The following is a 23,037-nucleotide window of genomic DNA, read 5'->3' as shown; positions in this document are numbered from 1 at the left end:
ATGTATAGCGACTGACGCATTACGACAACTATTCTATGCTCACCGCGACACACTAGTAGGCGAATAAATCGTTACTAGAGAGCACGCCATGAATCGCAATGTCATCCTTACCTGTGCTGTCACTGGCGCAGGTGATACCACCGCTAAAAACCCCCATGTGCCTGTTACGCCCAAGGCCATCGCCGCTTCCTGTATTGAAGCAGCCCGTGCTGGTGCCAGCATCGCCCATATTCATGTACGCGATCCCGAAACAGGCGGCATCAGCCACTCGACCGAGCATTTCCGTGAAGTAATGGAACGTGTTCGCGAGGCGGAGGTGGATATCGTCATGAACATTACCGCCGGCGGTGGCGGCGACTGGATACCCGATGAACAGGACCCCACCCGCGGCGGCCCCGGCAGCGATATTCAAACACCCGCCGAACGCCATGCCCCGGTCGGCGAACTGCTTCCCGAGCTGTGTACGCTGGATTGCGGCAGCCTTAATTTTGGTGACATGGTCTACGTCAACCCTGCCGACTGGCTGCGCGAACACGCCCGCCTGGTCCAAGCCGCGGGTGTTAAGCCAGAACTTGAATGCTTTGACCTCGGCCACGTCTGGTTTGCCCGCCAGCTCCAGCAGGAAGGACTCATCGACGGTGACCCGCTTTACCAGCTCTGCCTGGGCATCCCCTGGGGTGCCGAAGCCGATACCGAGACCATGCTCGCCATGCGTAATAAATTGCCCGATAACGCCAACTGGGCTGCCTTTGGCATTGGCCGCCATCAAATGCCTATGGTCGCGCAAGCAGTGCTGCTTGGCGGACATGCTCGGGTAGGTTTGGAAGATAACCTGTTTTTGCAGAAAGGCGTGCTGGCCACGAATGGTCAACTGGTCGAGAAAGCCTCAACCATTATCGAGAATCTTGGCGCTCGAGTAATGACCCCAGCGCAAACCCGTGCCCATCTATCACTACGCGCCCCCAACACCGGCACTACGATGAGCCACGCCGCAGGAGGTAAGTCATGAGCCGCTTAGCCGTCATCGGTACCGGCGTGATTGGCAACGGCTGGATTGCTCGCGCCCTCGCCCATGGCTGGGATGTCGTCGCCTTCGACCCAGACCCCAAGGCGCCAGCGCGCACCCGTGCGTTTGTCGACAGCGCCTGGTCCTCGTTGACACAGCTTGGATTGGCGCCCAACGCCAGCATTGATCGCTTGTCCTTTGTTACCAGTATTGAAGAGGCGGTGACCGGCGCTGATCTTATTCAGGAGAACGTGCCTGAGCGCCTGGAACTGAAGCAAGAGATCTTAGCGGCCATTGATGCTACTGCCGCACCGGACGTCATCATAGGCTCATCTACCTCCGGCTTTAAGCCCACCGATTTGCAGCAACGGTGCCAACGCGCGCCTGGCCGTGTGATGGTTGCCCACCCCTTCAACCCGGTGTATTTATTACCGCTGGTGGAGCTTGTAGGCGGTGAGGCGACTCACGCTGAGCAGCTTTCCACCGCGCAAGCGCTGTATCAAGCACTCGCCATGCGACCGTTGGTGGTTCGCCGCGAAATTGAGGGCCATATCGCCGACCGGTTAATGGAAGCGCTATGGCGGGAAGCGCTGCACCTCGTTAATGATGGTGTCGCCACCACGGAAGAGATTGATGCCGCGGTGGTTTACGGCTGCGGGCTACGCTGGTCGTTGATGGGCACTTTTCTTACGTTTCACCTTGCTGGTGGCGAGCCCGGCATGCGTCATATGCTGGAACAATTTGGTCCCGCGTTAAAACTCCCTTGGACCAAGCTGCAAGCTCCCGAACTTACCGACGAATTGATCGATAAAGTGGTCGAAGGCTGTGAGTACCAAGCTGCAGGGCGTTCGGTGGCGACGCTTGACCGACGTCGCGATGACTTTCTCGTCGAGCTACTAGCAGTCGTTCACAAATATTGGCCGGAAGCCGAAGGGTTAGAGGGGCGGATTTAATGATCATTTACACTTCCCGTGTCGCCCCTGAGTGGGTCGATTACAACGGCCACATGAATGATGCGGCTTACGCCCATGTTTTTTCTCAGGCCTGCGAATCGCTCATTGATCATATTGGGCTGGATAAAGCCCACCGCGAACACTATGGCTATACGATTTACACGCTGGAGACCCATCTTTGCTATCGCCAAGAGGCGCATCAAGGGCAGCCGCTTAAGGTGGAACTTGCGCTGCTCGATAGTGATACAAAACGGCTTCATGTATTTTTCACCCTGCGTGATGAGCAAGGTAATCTACTGGCGACCAGCGAACAGATGCTAATGGGGATTAAGCTGGCCTCTGTTCGACCAAGTCCTTTTCCGGCCCCGGTGGCGAGTGCCATCGCCTCACTAGGCCAGGTAAAGAAAGATGCTTGGCCAGCGCTGGCTGGTCGCACTATCGGTATACGACGTTAAACAAACAGCAGCCACTACAACAGCCGATGCATATAGACGCTTTTATCCAACGCTTTAGTGCTGGCCTGACGATAATGGAGGCGTTGCCTTTACCTCAGGCTCGGCGCGCGTACGACAAACGTTGCCGCTCGTTCGCGCCCCCCGACCCGGTCGGCATGCAGATTAACGATTGTCGGATAAAGGGGGTCAACGTCCGCCTCTTTACTCCCCAGCAGCGCACGCCTGGTCGTGTACTCTTTATACATGGAGGAGGATTTACCGTTGGCTCTACGGATAGCCATCATGGCCCCGCAGCAAGCCTTGCCAATCTCCTTGAGCAGGAGGTCGTCAGCGTTAATTATCGACTCGCGCCAGAGGTTAGCTATCCGCTAATGCTGGCAGACTGCCGCGACGTAATGGAGGCTATCCAACCGATCGCGCTGGTAGGTGATAGCGCTGGGGGACGCTTAGTCATGGATTTGGCCCATTCGCTTGAACACTCGCCGCCACTGGGGTTGATCTATCCACCGGTTGGCGAGCTCTCAGCAGAGTGCCTAGGAGAAAGCGCCCCGCTGCTTTCACGACAGGATGTGCTGCGCCTGCGGCAAGAGTGTCCAGAGATCATTGCCACCCAGCGGGATCGTCGCCCGCCTGCGACTAGCATTGAGGTGCTGACCGTCGCCCGCGACCCCTTAACTCGCCCTATTGAAACCACGGTGGCAGAGTGGCGCAAACAAAGGGCCTCAGTTGGCTATCGTTGCGCTGAGCACATGGTACATGCAGCCCTTCACGCCCAGGCAGAGCTACCCGAGATGGGCGACGCGTGGCGGGATTTTTGCCTAGCCCTCAAACAGCGCCTGTGAAGATAAGGCGCTGGTCAACGGATTCGTCGTTCGTTAAGAGAGGGATTAATTACTCAAACTGTGCACGCACTTGCTCAATCGCTGGTTCGCCATCCCGGGTGTTCACACCGTCCAACCACTCGGCAACAGTATCCAGATGCTGCCCAATCCACTCATGAGCGACTTCCTCTGCCGGACGCTCTTCGTAGCTATACTCGTGCACCCACTCGTTTTGATCTTCAATATCAATCACGTACTGTGACAGAAAGCGGTGAACCTCGGGGGCATCATCCTTCAGGCTAGCAGGCGTGATGGTCCAGACTGTGCTTTCGATGGATGCCACGCCCGCATCATCGCTATCCGCCAAGTAGGCTAAATCGAAGCTCACGTTCATCCAGTGAGGCTCCCAACCGACAAAAGTCACCCACTCCTGATCAGCCATTTTTTGCTCAGCCTGGGCCAACATGGCCGAGGTCGAGCTTTCACGAAGCTGCCAATCACCTAGCCCCGCAAGGTCGTTATCAATGGCATTAAGAATCGCCTCATTAATCCCGGTGCCGGCCTCAATCCCCTGGATTTCACCTTCAAACTGATCGTAATGCTCGGCCAGCTCAGCAACCGAGGTCACCCCCGCATCGTAGACATACTGAGGAACTACTAGCCCGGAATTGGCCCCTCGGATATTGGAAGCCACTTTTTCTATTTTCCCGCTAGCCACCAACGGCTCTACCATATCGGTCTGTACGGGGTACCACCCCCCTAAGTAGATTTCCAGGTCGTTACGCGACAGGCCTTCCAGGATGACGCTCACGGCTAAATCCTGTTGGCGGGTTTTATAACCCATCGCCTCGAGTAGCTGAGCAGCCACTTCTGATTTTACCGTCACCCCTGGCCATGGCGGCACGCCAAAGCGCAGTTCATCCAGCGCGGCCATGGCAGGTGCTGCAGCAAACGCAGAAAGTAAAAAGCCCGCTTTTATCGACAACGACTTGGTGGAAATCGTCATATGACTAAACCTCTTATTAGTTGGGTTTAGCTAGTATGCGCGGCTGACTAACCATAACAAGGCACTAAGCGACGATTAAAAGACGTAAGGCGACATAAATGCCCTAAAGCACTTTTTTCGCGGCTGACGAGCGTACCTGCCGAGGCGAGAAACCGTAATACGCGCGAAAGGTGCGCGCAAAGCTTGAAGACGAACTAAACCCACAGGCCAGCCCCACCGCCAGTATGGCTAAATCAGTCTCTGCCAACAGCCGATGAGCTCGCTTTACTCTTAATTGTAAATACCACTGGCGCGGCGTCAGGCTTAGTTCTTGCTCAAATAAGCGCTGCAACTGTCTCACCGAGACCTCCGCCCTACTGGCTATTTCTTCAAGGGTAAGCGGCTCTTCAAGGTGTTGCTCCATCAGCGTCACCGCTTCTACCACATGGCGGTTATGGGTACCCAGGCGCTTCACCAATGCCATGCGCTGCTGGTCGCTGCGGGTGCGGATTCGATCATGGATCAGTTGCTCAGAGACATCGATGGCCAATGCCGCACCATGACGCCGCGCGATAACCTCAAGCGCCATATCCATCGCCGCAGCCCCGCCCGCGCAGGAAAAACGCCGCTCACCGAGCTCGTACAGCTCATCGGTCGTATCAATTCCCGGAAAGCGCTCACGAAACACTGGCAGGCTCTCCCAATGCAGAGCGACTCGCTCGTGTTTAACTAATCCGCTGGCGGCAAGCAAGAATGCCCCGGTATCAATGCCACCCAGGCAGCAACCTGCTTGATCCAACTGATGGAGCCAAGCCATTAACGACCGAGTCAACGAGGCCTCAGGCGCAAACCCACTGCACACTGCAAGCGATGGCAAATGGTGAACATCCGCTGTTGCCTGGTCGGCCATGAGCGTCATACCGTTGGATGCCGTGACAGGACCTCCATCAACACTAATCAAGGTCCAATCAAACAGCGGTCGATCGGCAATGCGGTTAGCAATCCGCAGCGGCTCAACGGCGGCAAAGAACGCCATCATCGAGAACTGAGGTAGCAACAAAAAGCCTACCTTTTCAGGCAGCGAGCCCTGATAACTAAGGCGCATAGCAATGCTCAAGGTGATGATGAAGTGATCCCAACGGGCAGACGGCCAAGCGTTACTCTATATCGAGGCGTTGCTGTTGATAAAGCGACCACTGCTGTTCAACGCGTCCGTTTGGCAGTCGACAATAACGTCCGGTGCCCAAACTGGTTTCTTGAACGTAAGCATCCCCACCGATGCTTTCACAATAGTCAGCGGCTTGTTGAAGCATCTGCTGGTCCTTTCCGCCCTGACTAGCACATCCCGCCAACAGCAGCATCATGGCCGCGATCAAGCAATGATTCTGGCGTGCAGTGATTGAGTTCGAATTCATCATCCTCTTCTCTCTTTGCTTGTTCATTAACGCCATGCTGCTCTCCCTATTCGCCGAGGACGACAATCTTAACTCAGTCGGCCCAACGTCCGTGTGTTCCGTGTGTAGTGGGCCAACTAATCCGCACTTCTACTATCAAAACCAATATAGAAACGTCTGCTGTGTTTGCCGATGTCGACAATGATAGCTAGGCTAAGGAGTGTGCCGATTGAGGTATGACATCGTTGATGGAATTGTGCTACACCAATTCATAAGGGCAGCCCATTGATAAGGGCAATGTCTGTTTATAAGGAGAGTTGAGCTATGTCCAGCCCGGAGCATAAGCAGAAGATCTGGAAGATGATCAAGGATATCAAAGTTGGCATGCTCGTTACGTTGGACCACGACACACCCCGTGCCCGCCCAATGCACTTGGTTCAGGATGAGTATGATGGCACGTTGTGGTTTTACACTCGCCGCAGTGCCGAAAAGGTATTTGAAACCGAAGACGACCATGATGTGTGCCTGAGCTTTTCCGATCAGGAAGAAGGCGTATACGTATCGCTATCAGGTAAAGCCAATTTAAGTGACAACCGCGATTTGATCGCTAAGTACTGGAATCCTTTCATCGCGGCGTGGTTCCCAGAAGGTAAAGACGATCCAGACATTGCTCTGCTGGAAGTTAAAGTACAGATGGGTGAGCACTGGAAGGCTAAGGAAAGCAAAACCTTCCAACTCTATGAGATCGCCAAAGCCAACATCAAAAAAGACGCTACCCCCAACATGGGCGAAAATGAAAAATTCGGTAGTTAATCGCTTAATAAAGCGCCCTTATATAAGGGCGCTTGTAAGCCTGTTGCTGGCTCCCCTTATGGGAGCCAGCCATGTGTGGGCGATTGAGGCGTCTCACCAAGAAGATGACACTCCCCAGAAGGCGTGTGAGCTAACCGATCAGAAGCAGAAGATGCTTTCTCAGATCAATGACGCGCGTGGTGAGGAGCGGCAATGCGGTAACCAACATTTTGCTGCGGTCGCCCCGTTGAGCTGGAGCTGTGAGCTTGAAGCCGCTGCCGCTTCCCATTCTCAGGACATGGCCGAGAATAATTATTTTAGCCATACCACACCGGATGGCGTGGGTATTCAGCAACGTGTCAGTAACCAAGACTACGAATGGCAAGCCGTCGGTGAGAATATCGCCGCTGGGCACACCTCGGTCTCTGCAGTGGTGGACGGTTGGCTAGATAGCCCCGGCCATTGTCGCAATATCATGAGCGAAGCTTTCACCGAGATGGGTATGGCAAAGGCCCACAACCCTGAGTCGCGCTATTCAACCTACTGGACGCAAACACTAGGCAACGCACGCTAAAAAGACGTGAGTTCATGTAGCGGCAAAGTGAATTAATCACAGGTCGCCATAGTGAACCGCCGTAATCGCATTTTTAGGCGAACCATCGACCAACTTGGTGCTGTAGGTTAAATACACAAACGTTTGAGCGTCGGTGTCATGCATGCGCACCACACGCATATTCTTAAAAAGCGCCGAGCGGCGTTGCGTAAACACCACTTCCTGCTCCGATACCTCGGCTGGGTCGAAAACAATCTCCCCTGTTTGTCGGCAGGCGACACTCGCCTCACTGGCCTCTTCGGCCAACCCCACCGCCCCAGAAAGCCCACCAATTTGAGAGTAGGACAGGTAACAGGAAATACCTTGTACTTTCGGGTCGTCAAAGCGCTCTACTTCAATCGTATTGTTCGGGCCGAGTAGTTTGAATTCCGTGCGCACGCTGCCAATATGCGCGTCTTGAGCGAGTAGCGTAGCTGGCAGCAACGCCACCATGGGCAAGGCCACCATGACAACAAGCGACTTGATAACGACACGGCTAGGAAAGAACAGGGATATGGGCATAAGCGTCACTTTCTGGAGTATTAAAGGCGTAAGTTTTCAACCCGCGTGACCCAACAGGAAAGCGCGCTGATAATAGTACAGCGCGCTTTCGGTAGTTTCGCGTTGTTACTACTTAGTTACTACTTACGCGTTATCTATCGGGAGCTGGCTGACGGCTCATGGTACGGGCAGGCGTTAAAGCTTGCACGAAAATCAGCCGAGTGCCGGTAGGTTTCTTTACGTACCCGGTTGATATTGCCCAATGGCTGATGATCAGCGATGCCTGTCCAGACACTAAAGCGCATCTCATCTTCTACCTGACGAACCATTGCTTCTTGCCAGCTGTCTTGCGATGGAATATGCAGGGTAGCGACGCGATAAAACGGCGCGCTCTGTTCGTCCCATTCAACCGTTGCGTCTTCGATGGGCTGTTGTTCAATATCCCGACAGAGCTGGACGCAAAAAGCCCACTCCCCCTGCCTCTCTTTCATTTCATTGCGCACATCTTCGCGGATCGCATCTCGACGGCCATCAATATCGACCATGCGCCCGCTTAGCGCCTTCAATGAGTCACTGATAGGCCTGATACTGAACTTCGCCATATAATCGCCGTAACGAAAGGCGGTCGCGCTGTAGTAGGTTTCACCCAGCGGATCAATATTGGGCACCCCACCTAACGACTTAACGGCGGGACTGTCGACATGCATCTTCTCAAGCACCTTGTCGACCCCCTGCAGGGTCTTGGAAGTCGCTACTTTAGTGCCCTCAAGCCGATCCGTGGTCTTGGCCAGCATCTTGAGATTGGTCTGAAATTTCTCTGCATTCGGCGCCTGGAAGACCGGGGCGTTAAGCATGATAAAGTCTTGGTTGTGCCCTTCAGAATCAGGCAGGCGTTCCCCTTCGACACCGACCACCTTGAGCGCTAATCCTCGAGGCAACGAAATGACATCCGGCAGAATATCGCCAGCGTTGGTTGAAAGGCGCAGGTAAACCTCATACTCGCCAGGCTTGGCAAAAAGCCCTTGGGCCAGTTCATCCGGCAGCGCTGATTCAACCCGTAAGGAGCCTTTCAAAATACCGTGCGCCTTGGCGTGTACACTGCGCACGGCATGGTCATAATCTTCAGAAGTGCGTTCCAAAATGGTATCGAAGTCATTGATCAGCGAATCAATGACTTTCTGCTCGTCATCCAGAGGGGTTTCGACGTCGGGTGTATAGCGTACGGGGGAAGATGGTTTCATATAGCCTCCATGCTGTAGGGGTCTTTACTGTCCTGAACGATCAACGCCTATACCTTCCAGCGCATCGACTCCATTAAGACTAGACTTTATTCACAACCTCTCAACAGTCAACGCCAGATTAGGTGCCAATGGTAGCCGAGGCAGCAACGTGCCCTGGTAGGCATGATAAAGATCGGGCTTAACATCGCCAGCATTCGGGTCAATTGCCAATGTCTTATCGAGCTCTTGATACCAACCACCCCGTTGACGGTCAATAAAGGTAGTATCGACAAAATCCCAGAATTGACGGTACCAATGCTCATAATGAGCCTCATTGGTACGTCCCAGGAAAGCGGCTGCGGCGGCCAGCGCTTCCACGTGGGTCCAGTGCCGACGACGTCGGGAGCTTGGCCGACCGTCCCAATCCACGGTATACACCAGTCCTGCCACGCCGTCAGTCGCCCAGCCGTCACGTAGGCTGGCGTCAAATAGTGCCGTAGCATCACTCAATAGCCAGGGCGGCGCTGCCCGCCCGCGAGACTCGAGCGCCGCTTCCAGGTGCAGCATCAAACGCGACCACTCAAAGCCGTGCCCGGGCGTGGCGCCATAAGGGTAAAAGTCATCATCGAGCTGGTCGGCGTTATAGTCTGGCCACTCCGACCAATCACCATGAAAATGCTCGAGTATTCGATAGTGGCGCGTAACGGCATGACGATGGATCATTCGTTCCACAACGGCCAGCGCCCGATCAAGCCATACTGGCTGTGCCAGCACATCGGCCAGCGCCAAACACAGCTCTACGCCATGCATGTTGCTATTGCCACCTCGGTAGTCTGCCAGCTCACTCCAATCCCGATGATAGCTCTCTACGAAAGCCTGCTCTTCGCTTGACCAGAAACGAGCCTCAATTACTCCCACGACCTCATCAAGCAGCGCAGCTGCACCAGGAATACCTGCGTGTGTCGCGGTAGCGGCGCCGAGGGCAACGAAATGATGAATGTAGCACTGCTTTGTGTGATCGTCGGCCGTGGCAGGATCGGCTGAGTACCAGCCACCGTGACGCTCGTCGCGTAGTACACCGTCAAGCGCACAAATAGCGTGTTCGGACAGCGCCGCGGCGCCCGGCACGCCCTGCAACGCTGCCAGGGCGTAACTATGCGCCATACGCCCGGTAATCATCGTATCGGCCCCGGCTCCGTCAGGAATACGCCCTTCCCCATCAAGTGCTGCGAAACCGCCAGAGGCCAGACGCGCCTGACGGTGAAAGTCGAGCAGCGCGAGTCCTTCCCGGGTTAACCAATAATGATGAGTGGCGCTATCGAGCCAGCACCGTGGCTTTTGAGCGATCTTGTGCATGGCAACCATTCCTTTGTATCGTGCGAGACTCGGTCTCGCATCCAGCTATTAACCATGAACCACGGTAACGTCATTGGTGTGGAGGCTCAGGCCGCTGCTGAACGAAGCCTTCCCGTCACTCCATGAAAATCCGCGCCTGCACTCAGCGTAGACATGGGTTTATGTCACCACAAGTGCGGGGATCTGAAGGTGACACGTAGTCCTTCCTGGATGCCTTTAATATAAGGTCAAGAAGTGTCCATGACATTTAGGGCGATTCAAGTAGCTGGTTTTGAAAGGAATGCTAGGGAACGGCGAGAGCCAAAAATAAAGCCTTTTAGAGTTTTTTAGCTTAGTCAGGACTTCTCAAGATAGCCCGCTGGCGTCCCTGGCAGGAGTCGAACCTGCGACCTGCCGCTTAGGAGGCGGCTGCTCTATCCTACTGAGCTACAGGGACATTAGCTGTCTAAGCTTGCGGGCGCGTAGTATAACGCGTCAGCCTAATCAGGGCCAATTGAGTTGCTAAATCCAACCCAGTAAACGTAAAGCAAAAATTCCAAGCGTGATCGTCACGCTCGCCATGAGGGTCGTCATCGCAATAATATTGGCGGCTAGAGCCGCGTTTCCGCCCATGGCTTTTACCATGACAAAGCTGGCGGCAGCGGTAGGGCTGGCGAAGAATAGGAACAATAAACCTAGCTGCTCGCCTTTAAAGCCCAGGGCCCAAGCCGCAGCCGTCGAAATCACGGGAAGAATCACCATCTTCATGACGCTAGAACTCAGCGCAATCTCGCTTTTATCCCGAATACTCGAGACTGACAGCGTGGCGCCAATACAGATGAGTGCTAGCGGTAGGGTTAATGACGCAAAGTAATCGCCAGAGGTCATCATCCAACGCGGAAGTGAAATAGAGAACGCGGTAAACGGCAGCGCTACCACCACTGAGATGATCAGCGGGTTGGTGGCGATATGTTTGAGGATGCTTTTCCAGTTTGTCGCTTGCCCGGGCTGATAAGTTGCCAGCACGATAACCGATAGCGCGTTATACATGACAATAACGACACCGACTAAGAGACTGCCTGCTGAAAGCCCGTAATTGCCGTACATACCCGCCGCCAACGCCAAGCCAACGACACCGCAGTTGCCACGAAACGCTCCCTGAACGTAGATCCCTCTCTCGGCATAAGGAATGCGATAAAGTGCCCATAGCCAGCTAAGCGCAAATTGACCTAGCGTCGCGACAGTGAAAAACAGCATTACCGGCACATCAAGCGCCACGCCAATATCTGCCTTGATCAGACTAAGAAAGATCAGCGTGGGTAGCGTCGCTTTGAAAACTAGCGCAGAGGCGGTGGACACAAATGCCCGATCAATCCAGCCCAGTCGTTTCAGGCCAATACCTAAAAAGACCATGGCAAACACTGGCAGGGTGATATCCAGCGTTTGCGTAAACAGTTCAAGTAAGTTCACAACGGTGTCTCAATCAATTAAGCACTTGCTTATACTCCACTGAGGAAGGAGTATTGTCGACAGGTAAGCATGAAAAGAAGGTACTTTAAGTATTACGTGCTCGCTACTCAAGCTGGCGAGTTCACTCTACCGCCTCATAGTTAGTGTCCGTCATATTGACCACTACCCCGTCTCGGCCCAGTCCTTTTGCCTTATAACTACCTGCATCGGCGCGAGCCAGCACGTTGGCGACACTGCCGTCTGCCTCATTAAAGGTAGTGACACCGATACTCAGCGTCACTAGATATTCTTTACCTTGGTGAGTGACTGATATCTCTCTCACCGCTTGGCGGAGAGACTCAGCGATTCGCCTCGCTTGAGATAGCGTGCAGCTAGGTAATAGAACGCCAAACTCGTCGCCGCCTTGACGCGCCACATGGTCGCTACGGCGTACCTCCCAGGCAACCACCTGGGCAATACGGCGCAACATTTCATCGCCAAGCGCGTGGCCCCCTTCGTCATTGATGGGCTTAAAGTGATCCAAGTCGAACAGTAAAAGAGCCGACGGCGTACTGGTCTTTTGGAAGTCCGCAAAGGCTTCTTCCAAGCGCCGCTCAAAACCGCGCCGATTTAATAAACCGGTTAATGGATCGTGCTCTGCCTCCCAGCGCTGAAGCGCTTCTTGCTCCCTGCGTTCAGTAATATCCTTAACAACACCGACTAAACCCAGGGTATGACCATCTTGGGAAAGCGTGACCACGCGCGCATGAATATCCAACCACAACAGCTCTTCATCACTGCGCAAGAAACGCAGCTGACGAACAAAGTCACTGCCGGTATGCAGGCTATGCAGCCACATATCGCGTGCGCCTTCTATATCATCGCTATGAACCTGTTTGAGCCACAACTCCATTGGCATATCAGCAGCAATACCTAACATTTCCAACAGCGCGGGATTCATATAGGTAATGTCGCCATGAATATTAGCCACAAACATACCTTGGGGCGCGGCGTTCAGCACAGAGTCTAGAAATGCCTCTCGCTCTTGCAGATCACCGAGCAGTAGCTGCCGTTCATTCTCGACACGGTTAAAGGTACGTGCTACTTGCTGCAGCTCCCGCATATTGGTGGCCAAGCTCACGGTTTCACGGTGGCCAAGCCCTACTTCGCCAATTTGCTTTTCTAATTGCCTCAGAGGAGAAAGGACGCGCCCCAACATCCACAACAATAACGGCAGCGTGAAAAGCGCCAGCGCCACCCATAACCACCAAAGTTGTCGAATAAAGTTAGTTAATGGCCATTGCGCCTGCTCAAGTGGCAAATAAAGACCGACTATCCAATTAGCAGGCCACACCTGCGCATAAGACTGTAGCGCCATTTGTCCATTTAACAATTTACCTACGCCATCACCTTCCCAGCCATCCAAAGCCAAATCCAATAATGAATTCATGCGCTTATCGGGTACGGCAACGTTCACGAGTTTGCTGTCAGGGTGGTATAAAATTTTCCCTGAGGCGGTGGCCACGCCAGCAAAACCGCTGTCGCCCAACCGCACTTTAGCTAAACGATTAAATAGCCCCCCAGAGTCTAATTTTAGGACTCCACCTATAAAACCATCGAAATCTCCCTGTTCGGTAAAGCGAGGAACGCTGATCAGCACTATCGGCACACCGCTCGCTCGACCGACAAATGGTTCGCTGACATAAGGACGACGACTCCCCCGAAGCATGGCAAAATATTCAAGGTCAGCGGTATTCAGCCCCACCCGTCCGACGACAGCGGGCCAATCAGCAACCACGACTCCCTCGCTATTGGCAACCACGATTCCATCGAACCACGGTAAAAGGCTATCGCTCTGCCGAAGCTGGTAGCTAATCCAATCAGGATCCTCCGTGCTGCCGATCGTCTCCCTTAATCGCTCTAGCGCTTGGATGCGCATGACGACCTCTTGGGTCACTTCGTCAGCGAGTAGCGTGGCTTCATAACGAAGGTGCGACACATTCGTCGCATGCACCATCGTTTTACCTAATTGCCAGGACATCGCCAGCATGAGCGATACCACCAAAAACCAGGTAATGGCGAGCCCCAGCAGTAGCCGGCTTTTTAAGGAACGTGAGGTAAACATTGTTTTCAGGGCAGAAGCCAAACGCACAGGGCAACCTTATTATACATTTGTAACCACTTGATGTTATTGGTGATAGCAGTATCGCCCAAGTATCGTTAGCAACCAACGTACCAACCCTAGAGGCTCTAAAAACGTTGACGCCGATCAATATTCCCGCTTATGGGGCATCATTTCGTTTACGGTATCGAAAAACTTAACTTACATTACAGTAGACAGCTATTCTATAGGCTTATACGCGCAATGAAAGCTATAGAGCCTCCGTAGAGACCCACGACCAATAAACGCAAGGTTCAACAAGCCCCCTCCAACCGCCTTAATGGTTGAACTAGCACTTCAATAAAAACGAGCTCATTACCCTCGACTCACGTATGTTCGCCCACTTTCCCTTTGTTCTGATACCTTACTGCGGCTTGTTTTAGGGCGTATGGTTGATGACGAATGGGCTTTGGCGAAACAAACGACAAGGTGTCTCTCATTAGGTACTCACAAACTGGCTGCCTTACCTGCATTGTTGGCAAAATTTCATCGTTTCAGCCGAACACACCCATACCTCCGACACCGGATAATATAGACAAAACATCATTAAATAAGGTTGAAGCAAGCTCACTGGATGCGATAGCCTCGCTAGCCGCTTGGCTTTACCATCGCTTGTTCGAATTTATAGCCTATGGGCACGAAGCGGCATAGTAATATAGCGTCTCTTGGCAGCGGGCAGTATCTGAAAAAAGAGCTCCTTTGCGCTTCTTTTATTTTGTGACCATACCAAAACACACATTGACCAAACGTTACATGCATTAGCGACATTGCTGCCGTAACCTATCCGTCAAGATTGACACGGTTAATGCTGGTTAGACCCAAGGATAAACGGATGGATTCTTTCAACGACTTAGAAGGCGCTACACCTTCTTGGTACGTTATTCAATGCAAAGGCGGGGAGTCATTTCGCGCTGCAGAGCACCTCACAAATCAGGGATATGAGGTGTTCCACCCTGTGCTGAAGATTAAGCGCAAGCGTCAGGGAAAACTTACCATGGTGACCGAGCCGCTTTTCCCGTATTACCTATTTATTCTACTCGATCAAGTCGCCAGTGATTGGCGCCCTATTCGCTCAACTCGCGGTGTGCTGCGTCTGCTGACATTTGGTAATAAACCGGTCGCCACGCCCAGTGCGCTTATCGATACACTGCATGCCCAGCCTCATCAGCAAGATGAAATCCACACCTATTTTAGCGCAGGCGAAAAAGTCACAATTACAGATGGCCCTTTTAAAGACCTCGAGGCGATATTTACCCGCTGCAAAGGCGAAGAGCGCGCGATTGTATTGCTCAATGTCCTTAACCGCCCTCAACACTTAGACATCCCGCTCGAAACCTTAAGCAAGTTGTAGCGCGCGGCAAGGGGTAAGAAAGAGGAACGGATATAGTGAGGCAACCATGAAGGCGACTTACGCCGCCTTCATGGTTATTGACTGAATTAGACCTCGTAGCCTGCTTCGCGAGCGAGCAGTGTATTCGCTTTCAACCAGCCTTCTATATTGCCGCAATCGAAGGTTCGCCCGTTCATGCGGAACGCCTCAACTGAGCTCCCTTCCTTCATTAACCGATCAATGGCGTCGGTCAATTGAATTTCATTACCGGCACCAGGAGGCTGATCGCTTAACAGCTCCATAATTCGATAAGGCAGCACATACCGACCGATGACAGACAAACGTGAAGGGGCCTCATCAGGCGAGGGCTTCTCAACGACCCCCTGCATATTGGCACTTTCCCCCGCACTAGGCTCATTACCTGCACAATCAACAATGCCGTAACGGTGCACTTCCTCTTCAGGAACTGCTTCCACCATTATCTGCGCCGCATTGCTGGCATCCCACCGGGAGACCATATCGCCAAGATCACAGGTTTGGCTACCAGGTTGGGGCTTTACCAGCACATCAGGGAGAATAACCGCGAACGGCTCACCCTCACCCAATAAATGTGCAGCACAAAAGATAGCATGCCCTAGCCCTTGGGCGTTGGGTTGGCGTACGCTGGTAATTTTAAGCGATGGCGGCGCAATCGAGGCTAAGGTTTTAAGCAGATCATCTTTGCCCTTATTGGCCAGAGAATCTTCAAGTTCCGCATGGGCATCAAAGTGATCCTCAATGGAGGATTTACCCGAACGAGTAACCAGAACGATTTCATTGATACCTGCCGCTAGCGCCTCTTCCACCACATGTTGAATCAATGGCCGGTCAACCACGGGCACCATTTCTTTAGGGATCGACTTGCTAATCGGCAATAATCGCGTGCCAAAACCCGCGACTGGAATAATGGCTTTACGTACCTGCGTCATCACGTGTTTCCTTTTTAGTTCCATTACTGACGCCACTGGCCCACTTGACGCAGTAGCTGTTCGGTACTCGGGTCTTTCACTAACGCCTGCTTAGTTAGGCTGCCCGAAAGCGTATGAAAGAGGCTTGTCGCCAATTTCTTGCCTAACTCCACTCCTGGCTGATCAAACGGATTTAGATGCCATAGCACCGACTGCACAAACACCTTATGTTCGTAAAGGGCTATCAACGCTCCAAGGCTCCATGCATCTAACTGCTTTAGCAATAACATCGAATTTGGCTGATTACCGCGATACCCCTGCGCCATGTGACCACGCAGCTCCGTAGGGATAGCATCATCCCCCAGCGCAAACAGCTGAGCCTGAGCCAAGCAGTTAGCTAATGTTAACTGTTCTTGTGCTATTAAAGACGCTTTGACCGCTGGCGAAGCATCTACCTCACGCCCAGCCATCGCCACAAAATCAGCGCTCACTGTATGGCTGCCTTGGTGCAACAACTGGTAAAAGGCATGCTGTGCATTGGGTCCTACATCTCCCCAAATAATCGGACAGGTGGGATGAGTAACCGAACGCCTATCAAGACGGACACTTTTGCCGTTCGATTCCATCTCCAGCTGTTGCAAATAGGCGGGCAGGCTTTTCAGTCGGCCATCGTAAGGCAGTACCGCATGGGTAGGAATTTGTAAGAACTGACAGTTCCACGCCCCCACCAGGGCCATTAAAACGGGTAAGTTTCGCTCCAGCGGTGTTTCCAGGAAGTGCTGGTCCATTGCGTGTGCACCTTCTAGCAAGGCATTAAAACGCGTCATGCCAAGCTGCATCGCGACGCTAACGCCAATCGGTGACCACAACGAAAAACGCCCACCAATCCAGTCTTTAAAGATCAATTGATGGGCATCAGGAATACCAAATTCCGTCATTTTTTCTGGCTTGGCCGACACCCCTATCAACTGATGACGACTGATGGTCGCGACATCGACTTCAAGCGACTCGCTTAGCCACGCAAGGGCTGTTTTAACATTAAAGTGAGTATCTGCAGTCGTGAACGACTTGGAGGCAATCACCATCAGCGTAGTAGCCGGATTTAAGCGCTCCATTAGCGGCAGCAACTGGCTGCCATCCATACTCGACACATAATCCACATCGATACGCGTATGGCTGGGCCGGTCGGCCAGCGCCTCACTGATCAATTTTGGCCCTAAATCTGAACCACCCACCCCGATATGCACGACATTAGTGATTTTTTGACCTGTGACGCCAAACCACTCCCCCTGATGCAAACGCTCCACCATCGCTGTTAAGCGGTCACGTTGATGCTGACAAAAAGCGACCGCTGGCTCCATTCCGGCAGGCGGGGTTACCTTATCGGGCCAACGAGCTGCCATATGCAACGCCGCGCGTCGCTCAGACGTATTAATTTGTGAGCCTGCAAACAATGCGTCACGCTTCGACGTAACGCCACAGCTATGCGCCCAATCAACCAATAAGCTCAGCGTTTCAGGCGTAATACGTTGTTTGCTAAAATCTAAATGCAGCGATTCAAGCGTAAACACCAACGCGCTGGCACGCTCGCCTGCCGCGGTGGCCTCATTGCCTATCAAGTCGCTAAGCGATTGCGCTTGAAGATGCTCAGCATGTTCCTGTAATGCATTAACCGGCGTATAAACACGCGCCATGGTGGGCTGGACTGAAGCCATCATTCGTTCCTCCCTGAACGATCATTCGCGTTAAGCGAAAAAGTATTCAACGCGAGAGCCAGTGTATCTCCGACACCCCAATTAACGTTATAACAATTAGCAAAAAGCAAGCTTTGCGCCATTGAACGTTTATCACCGCGTTAGTTAATAATAGACAATGGGATAGCGCACAACATGAGTATGCTCATCATTACCGATGAAAGATCTCGTTGCCGGGTTATCCAGTAGGGCTATGCCAATACTCCCTTCAGCAATTTTGTGGCGTTATCGATCAATTCGTTAAGATGCTGCTCTCCTTTAAAACTCTCGGCATACACTTTATAAAGTGACTCGGTACCACTGGGGCGGGCGGCAAACCAGCCGTTATCGGTCGTCACTTTAATCCCGCCAATAGACGCTTTGTTTCCGGGGGCAGCCACAAGCACAGCGTTGATCGCATCGCCCGCCAGGGTTTTATCCACCACGCTCTCGGCACTAAGCTGTTTAAACGCTGCCTTTTCATCAAGAGAGCAAGGGGTATCAACGCGTTTATAGAAAGGTTCGCCAAAGCGCTCGGTGAGTGAACGATAATACTCACTGGGCGTTTTGCCGGTCACGGCCATGATCTCGGCAGCCAACAAACACAGCACAATGCCGTCTTTATCGGTAGACCACGGCTTACCATCAAGCGTCAGCAAACTAGCCCCTGCGCTCTCCTCACCGCCAAAGGCCAGCCACCCTTCGTGTAGACCACCCACAAACCACTTAAAACCCACCGGCACTTCGTAAAGCTCGCGCTGGTGTGAAGCTACCACCCGGTCAATCATGGAAGAAGACACCAGTGTCTTACCAATCTTTAACGCAGGAGACCATTCAGAACGATGGGTAATAAGGTAATCAACACACACTGCGAGAAAATGGTTTGGACTCATCAACCCATTGGTATCCACAATGCCGTGTCGATCAGCATCAGGATCGTTACCAAAAGCAAGATCAAAGCGATCTTTACTATTTAGCAGGTTCGCCATGGCCGCTGAGCTGGAACAGTCCATACGGATCTTGCCGTCGTGATCAGGCGGCATAAAGGTAAAGCCAGGATCAATCGTGGTATTCACTACCTCGAGGTTTAACTTGAAATGCTCCGCAATCGCCTGCCATACCGGTAATGATGTGCCCCCCATGGGGTCAGCACCCAGCGTCAGATTAGCTTGCTGTATCGCCCCCATGTCGACAACGTCTGCCAGTTGGGCGACATAGTGGGCGGTAAAATCGTATTCTTGAGCATGGGCTAAGGCTTGCTCAACCGGCACGGTGAGCACGTCCTCACATTTGCGCAGTAAGTAAGCATTAGCACGCAGCTCGATCCATCCTGTCGCATCAGTATCTGCTGGGCCGCCGTGGTGGGGGTTATATTTAATACCGCCGTCTTCGGGAGGATTATGCGAAGGGGTAATCACCAACCCGTCTGCCAAACCAGCGTCAGGCACAGCCTGATTTTGCAAACGGTTGTGCTTTAAAATAGCGTGGCTAACTAAAGGAGTCGCGGTATAGCCGTGCCCTTTCTCAACAAACACAGGCACCTTATTGGCAGCTAACACCTGTAACGCGCACTCCCAGGCTGGCCGAGAGAGAGCATGCGTATCAAAGCCTAAAAAGAGCGGTCCCTGATAGCCAGCCTGCAGTCGATAATCAACGACGGCTTGGGTAATTGACCAGATATGCGCGGCGTTAAAGGTGCGCTCGCGTGCACGACCACGATGACCGGAGGTGCCAAACGCTACACGCTGACTAGCCTCATTAGCATTCGGTACTTCATCAAAAAAAGCCTTCGTGACGGCTTCCATGTGCGTCTCCCTTGCTTTAATTGCCACGTATTAATGATCATTGTGTTTTGCATAACCCCTACTTTTCCTTCATGCCGTGGATACTTAATCGACGGCATGATCCATCTCTTACCATATATGCAAAAACGACACACAAAATAGCATCTACTTAACTTAATGCCCTGTTATGAGTACACCGCTAAATAACGTGGGTCTGTTAGCTCTTATGACCATCACCAGCCGCCATGCCAAATGGGTACCCAAAATTAACAATGGAGTGAGGTTAACCGCCAAGCACGCTGGCAATCCGTTCAGCACACTGGCGGGCCTGGTTAGCATCTAGCGCTTCGACCATCACTCGAATCAATGGCTCAGTACCTGACTTACGCAGCAGTACACGACCATTTTGACAGAGCTCAGCCTCAACCTCGGACAAAACGCCTTGGACCTGGGATGCTTCCAGCGGATCCACTCCCTCCTCGGCTTTGAAGCGCACATTGATAAGCGTTTGAGGCAGTTTCTGCATGCCCTGCTTGCCATCAAACAGCACGGTGCCTTGCTGTAACAAGCAAGTGAGCACACGCAGCGAAGCAATAATGGCATCACCCGTGGAGGCATGGTCCAAGCTCAATAAATGCCCGGAGCCTTCCCCGCCCAGCCGCCAGCCCGTGGCTTTAAGCTGCTCCATTACATAGCGGTCACCCACTTTGGCGCGCAGAAAAGGAATATCCAATGCCTCCAAGGCTTGCTCCAAGCCCAGATTAGTCATTTGGGTACCCACTACGCCGCCGGTATAGCCTGAGGCCTTAGCATCTTTCGCGAGTAGATAAAGAAGCTCATCACCATCCACCACACTGCCGGTATGGTCGACCATCATTAAACGATCAGCATCACCGTCCAATGCAATACCTAAATCGGCTTGATGCTCAACGACTGCATCCCGCAGGCTTTCCATCGATGTTGCGCCGCAATGCTCATTGATGTTGAGGCCATTGGGCGAGGCGTGAATACTGATAAGCTCTGCGCCTAGCTCTCGGTAAACAGCGGGGGCCACTTTATAAGCCGCACCGTTAGCCGAATCGACAACGATTTTCAGGCCATTTAAGCTTAAATGACCGGGCAGGTTTGCCTTGCAATACTCAGTATAACGACCTGCGGCATCATCAATACGCCGCGCTTTACCCAATTTATCGGAGCTTACGCACGTCATGCCGCCTTCAAGGGCTACCTGCAACCAGCGTTCAATGTCCTGCTCTTGTTTGTCGGTTAATTTATGTCCGCCTTGCGCAAAAATCTTGATGCCATTGTCATCAAACGGATTATGCGAGGCGCTGATCACCACACCAACATCCGCTCGGAAGGTAGATGTTAAATAAGCAATGCCCGGCGTCGGCAGAGGCCCTACCAAGGCAACATTAACCCCTGCTGCTGAAAAACCGGCTTCTAAGGCCGATTCCAACATATAGCCACTAGCTCGTGTGTCTTTACCTATCAGGACTTCTTTCACGCCTCCAGCGCCCAATACCTGCCCTGCCGCCCATCCCAGCTTCATCGCAAAATCCGGGGTCATCGGAAACTCACCTACACGACCACGGACGCCATCAGTGCCGAAATATTTACGCATTGTTAAGAAACCTGAATACTGAAAAATGAGTGATGACCGATACGTTACTATTCACAATTCACTATAATTACGGTTCACTATAGTTACGATGTACTGTGCCTTACTCTACCGTCACGCTTTTAGCCAGATTACGTGGCTTATCCACATCCGTGCCTTTGACCAGCGCCACGTGATAGGAAAGCAACTGCAGTGCGACCACATGCAGCACGGGTGACAACAGACCGTAGTGTTCTGGCATGGGTAGTACATGTACGCCGTCTGAAGAGGTTACTGCACTGCCACCATCAGCAAACACATACAGCTGGCCGCCGCGAGCACTGACTTCCTGCATATTGGCTTTAAGCTTTTCCAGCATTTCATCTTTGGGCGCCACTACTACCACTGGCATCTCGGCATCGACTAACGCCAACGGGCCATGCTTGAGTTCACCCGCCGGATAAGCTTCGGCGTGAATATAAGAGATTTCTTTCAGCTTCAGCGCGCCTTCCAGAGCAATTGGATAATGGCGGCCACGGCCTAAGAACAGTGCATGATGTTTATTAGCAAAGTGCTTCGACCAAGCTTGAATGCTAGGCTCCAACGACAGCACCCGATCTACCGCGATAGGCAAATGGCGCAGTTCGTCCAGGTAGGCTTTTTCATCGCTCTCGCTCAGCCGTTGATTAGCTTTAGCGAGCAATAGCGTTAACAGAAATAACGCGCTTAGTTGAGTGGTAAACGCTTTAGTCGATGCCACGCCTATTTCCGGCCCGGCGCGGGTAATAAAGCGTAGCGCGGTTTCACGCACAATGGCAGACTCGGGAACATTACAGATCGCCAATGTGTGCGTATGGCCTAGCGCTTTAGCGTGGTGTAAAGCCGCGAGCGTATCGGCCGTTTCACCCGACTGTGAAATGACGACGACTAACTGGTTCGGGTTGGGCACGCTGTGGCGATAACGGTATTCGCTGGCGATTTCAACATTGCACGCAATGCCTGCGACCTGTTCAATCCAATACTTAGCGGTCATTCCCGCATAGCTTGAAGTGCCACAAGCAAGGATCAACACAGAGTCGACCTGCTGAAAAATGTCGGCAGCCTCGGCACCAAAGATGCCCGGCTGAAGTTGCCCCGCGCCACTAATCATTTCCAGCGTATTACTAAGCGCTAGTGGCTGCTCGAAGATTTCCTTTTGCATGAAGTGACTGTAATCGCCAAGCTCCACTGCATTAGCACTCAGAGTCGAAGTAATCACTTCACGCTGGGCAGGCTGACCCAAACGATCTAGTACCATGACTGAATCACGAGTCAAGCGAGCGATATCACCGTTTTCCAGGTACATCATGCGTTTGGTGACTGACAACAACGCTGAGGCATCTGAGGCGGCGTAGTGGCCATCCTCGGCAACACCCAGCATTAAAGGTGAGCCTTCGCGGGCAACCACCAAACAATCGGGTTCTTCTTCACTAATCACCGCTAAGGCAAAGGCACCTTTCAAGTACGCGACGGCGCACTGAACGGCGGAGAAAAGGTTTTCAGCAGGCTCCCCCAACTGCCCTTTAAAGCAGGCTTGGATTAGGTGGGCGATGGTTTCGGTATCGGTATCCGAGGTAAAGTCATATCCTAAGCCCTGTAGCTGTTCGCGCAGTGACTCGTAATTCTCGATAATGCCGTTGTGTACGACCGCTAATCCGCTAGAAATATGCGGATGAGCATTGCGCTCGGCAGGCACGCCATGGGTAGCCCAACGGGTGTGAGCAATGCCCACGCCACCTTGTAACCCTTCCTGGGATACTTTGTTGGCCAGCTCAGATACACGCCCTTTGGCGCGTGCACGCTGCAGTCCGTGCTTCTCGCTAGAAAGTAATGCAACGCCCGCCGAATCGTAGCCGCGGTATTCCAATGTGGCCAACCCTTCGAGTAAAAAGGGGGTGCTATCCTTTGCGCTTACCGCGCCGACAATGCCGCACATAAAA

Annotated in this window: 20 protein-coding genes and 1 tRNA gene; 7 read left to right on the top strand and 14 right to left on the bottom strand. The window is 52.8% G+C overall.

From position 1 onward, the window contains the following. Nucleotides 1–88: 88 nt before the first annotated feature. From ACFFLD_RS09605 to ACFFLD_RS09590, 4 genes are read left to right on the top strand one after another with little or no spacing between them, the layout of a single operon-like run. Nucleotides 89–1,009 (top strand): 3-keto-5-aminohexanoate cleavage protein, encoded by a 921-nt coding sequence (locus tag ACFFLD_RS09605; RefSeq protein WP_386039526.1) that lies wholly within the window; start codon nucleotides 89–91, stop codon nucleotides 1,007–1,009. Further along, entirely contained in the window at nucleotides 1,006–1,959 is a 954-nt protein-coding gene (locus tag ACFFLD_RS09600; RefSeq protein WP_386039524.1) for an L-carnitine dehydrogenase, read from the top strand. Before ACFFLD_RS09605 ends, ACFFLD_RS09600 begins: the two co-directional genes overlap by 4 nt. Further along, nucleotides 1,959–2,414: a thioesterase family protein gene (locus tag ACFFLD_RS09595; RefSeq protein ID WP_386039522.1), complete on the top strand. Its 456-nt coding sequence runs from the start codon at nucleotides 1,959–1,961 to the stop codon at nucleotides 2,412–2,414. Before ACFFLD_RS09600 ends, ACFFLD_RS09595 begins: the two co-directional genes overlap by 1 nt. Nucleotides 2,415–2,440: 26 nt before the next feature. Continuing rightward, a complete protein-coding gene (locus ACFFLD_RS09590) occupies nucleotides 2,441–3,256 on the top strand; it encodes an alpha/beta hydrolase (RefSeq protein WP_386039520.1) in 816 nt (271 codons plus the stop codon). 49 nt (nucleotides 3,257–3,305) lie between these two features. Here the strand turns inward: ACFFLD_RS09590 and ACFFLD_RS09585 are convergent, their stop codons facing one another. From ACFFLD_RS09585 to ACFFLD_RS09575, 3 genes are all read right to left on the bottom strand, one after another. After that, nucleotides 3,306–4,241, bottom strand: coding sequence for an ABC transporter substrate-binding protein (locus ACFFLD_RS09585; RefSeq protein ID WP_386039519.1), 936 nt, complete (start codon nucleotides 4,239–4,241; stop codon nucleotides 3,306–3,308). Nucleotides 4,242–4,344: 103 nt separating this feature from the next. Beyond that, nucleotides 4,345–5,325 (bottom strand): GlxA family transcriptional regulator, encoded by a 981-nt coding sequence (locus ACFFLD_RS09580; protein WP_386039517.1) that lies wholly within the window; start codon nucleotides 5,323–5,325, stop codon nucleotides 4,345–4,347. Between the two features lie 52 nt (nucleotides 5,326–5,377). Then, nucleotides 5,378–5,638: a DUF333 domain-containing protein gene (locus tag ACFFLD_RS09575; protein WP_386039515.1), complete on the bottom strand. Its 261-nt coding sequence runs from the start codon at nucleotides 5,636–5,638 to the stop codon at nucleotides 5,378–5,380. Nucleotides 5,639–5,938: 300 nt separating this feature from the next. Between ACFFLD_RS09575 and ACFFLD_RS09570 the strand changes: the two genes are divergently transcribed. Both ACFFLD_RS09570 and ACFFLD_RS09565 read left to right on the top strand, forming a co-directional pair. Next, entirely contained in the window at nucleotides 5,939–6,427 is a 489-nt protein-coding gene (locus ACFFLD_RS09570) for a pyridoxamine 5'-phosphate oxidase family protein (protein ID WP_386039513.1), read from the top strand. 58 nt (nucleotides 6,428–6,485) lie between these two features. After that, entirely contained in the window at nucleotides 6,486–6,980 is a 495-nt protein-coding gene (locus ACFFLD_RS09565; RefSeq protein WP_386039512.1) for a CAP domain-containing protein, read from the top strand. A 36-nt stretch (nucleotides 6,981–7,016) separates the two neighbouring features. Here ACFFLD_RS09565 and ACFFLD_RS09560 read toward each other — a convergent pair whose 3' ends face one another. The 6 genes from ACFFLD_RS09560 to ACFFLD_RS09535 form a co-directional block, all read right to left on the bottom strand. Next, the gene (locus tag ACFFLD_RS09560) at nucleotides 7,017–7,520 is read right to left on the bottom strand and encodes a CreA family protein (RefSeq protein WP_446753354.1); all 504 of its coding nucleotides are present in this window, start codon (nucleotides 7,518–7,520) and stop codon (nucleotides 7,017–7,019) included. 134 nt (nucleotides 7,521–7,654) lie between these two features. Then, complete coding sequence (locus ACFFLD_RS09555) at nucleotides 7,655–8,740, bottom strand: catalase family protein (RefSeq protein WP_386039510.1); 1,086 nt, start codon at nucleotides 8,738–8,740, stop codon at nucleotides 7,655–7,657. A gap of 90 nt (nucleotides 8,741–8,830) precedes the next feature. Continuing rightward, a complete protein-coding gene (locus ACFFLD_RS09550) occupies nucleotides 8,831–10,075 on the bottom strand; it encodes an AGE family epimerase/isomerase (RefSeq protein ID WP_386039508.1) in 1,245 nt (414 codons plus the stop codon). Between the two features lie 359 nt (nucleotides 10,076–10,434). Beyond that, a tRNA-Arg gene (locus ACFFLD_RS09545) sits at nucleotides 10,435–10,511 on the bottom strand. 65 nt (nucleotides 10,512–10,576) lie between these two features. Further along, on the bottom strand, nucleotides 10,577–11,524 hold the full coding sequence (locus ACFFLD_RS09540; protein WP_386039505.1) for an AEC family transporter: 948 nt from the start codon (nucleotides 11,522–11,524) through the stop codon (nucleotides 10,577–10,579). A 121-nt stretch (nucleotides 11,525–11,645) separates the two neighbouring features. Further along, a complete protein-coding gene (locus tag ACFFLD_RS09535) occupies nucleotides 11,646–13,628 on the bottom strand; it encodes a diguanylate cyclase (RefSeq protein WP_386039503.1) in 1,983 nt (660 codons plus the stop codon). An 868-nt stretch (nucleotides 13,629–14,496) separates the two neighbouring features. Between ACFFLD_RS09535 and rfaH the strand changes: the two genes are divergently transcribed. Further along, nucleotides 14,497–15,015, top strand: a complete 519-nt coding sequence (gene rfaH / locus ACFFLD_RS09530; RefSeq protein ID WP_386039501.1) for a transcription/translation regulatory transformer protein RfaH — start codon at nucleotides 14,497–14,499, stop codon at nucleotides 15,013–15,015. A gap of 86 nt (nucleotides 15,016–15,101) precedes the next feature. On the opposite strand, the gene ACFFLD_RS09525 is transcribed toward rfaH, so the two are convergent. The 5 genes from ACFFLD_RS09525 to glmS form a co-directional block, all read right to left on the bottom strand. Further along, on the bottom strand, nucleotides 15,102–15,962 hold the full coding sequence (locus ACFFLD_RS09525; RefSeq protein WP_386039499.1) for a UTP--glucose-1-phosphate uridylyltransferase: 861 nt from the start codon (nucleotides 15,960–15,962) through the stop codon (nucleotides 15,102–15,104). Between the two features lie 23 nt (nucleotides 15,963–15,985). Next, on the bottom strand, nucleotides 15,986–17,659 hold the full coding sequence (pgi, locus tag ACFFLD_RS09520; protein WP_386039496.1) for a glucose-6-phosphate isomerase: 1,674 nt from the start codon (nucleotides 17,657–17,659) through the stop codon (nucleotides 15,986–15,988). A 227-nt stretch (nucleotides 17,660–17,886) separates the two neighbouring features. After that, nucleotides 17,887–19,479, bottom strand: a complete 1,593-nt coding sequence (locus ACFFLD_RS09515) for a phosphoglucomutase, alpha-D-glucose phosphate-specific (RefSeq protein WP_386039495.1) — start codon at nucleotides 19,477–19,479, stop codon at nucleotides 17,887–17,889. A gap of 262 nt (nucleotides 19,480–19,741) precedes the next feature. Next, on the bottom strand, nucleotides 19,742–21,082 hold the full coding sequence (gene glmM, locus ACFFLD_RS09510; protein WP_386039492.1) for a phosphoglucosamine mutase: 1,341 nt from the start codon (nucleotides 21,080–21,082) through the stop codon (nucleotides 19,742–19,744). A gap of 100 nt (nucleotides 21,083–21,182) precedes the next feature. Further along, the gene (gene glmS / locus ACFFLD_RS09505) at nucleotides 21,183–23,033 is read right to left on the bottom strand and encodes a glutamine--fructose-6-phosphate transaminase (isomerizing) (RefSeq protein ID WP_386039490.1); all 1,851 of its coding nucleotides are present in this window, start codon (nucleotides 23,031–23,033) and stop codon (nucleotides 21,183–21,185) included. Nucleotides 23,034–23,037: the final 4 nt, after the last annotated feature.

The sequence above is a fragment of the Vreelandella sulfidaeris genome (assembly GCF_042429665.1).
In the GTDB taxonomy this organism is placed as follows: domain Bacteria; phylum Pseudomonadota; class Gammaproteobacteria; order Pseudomonadales; family Halomonadaceae; genus Vreelandella.
Note: the sequence above shows the minus strand (reverse complement) of the source record. Positions and strands in the feature narration are given on the sequence as shown.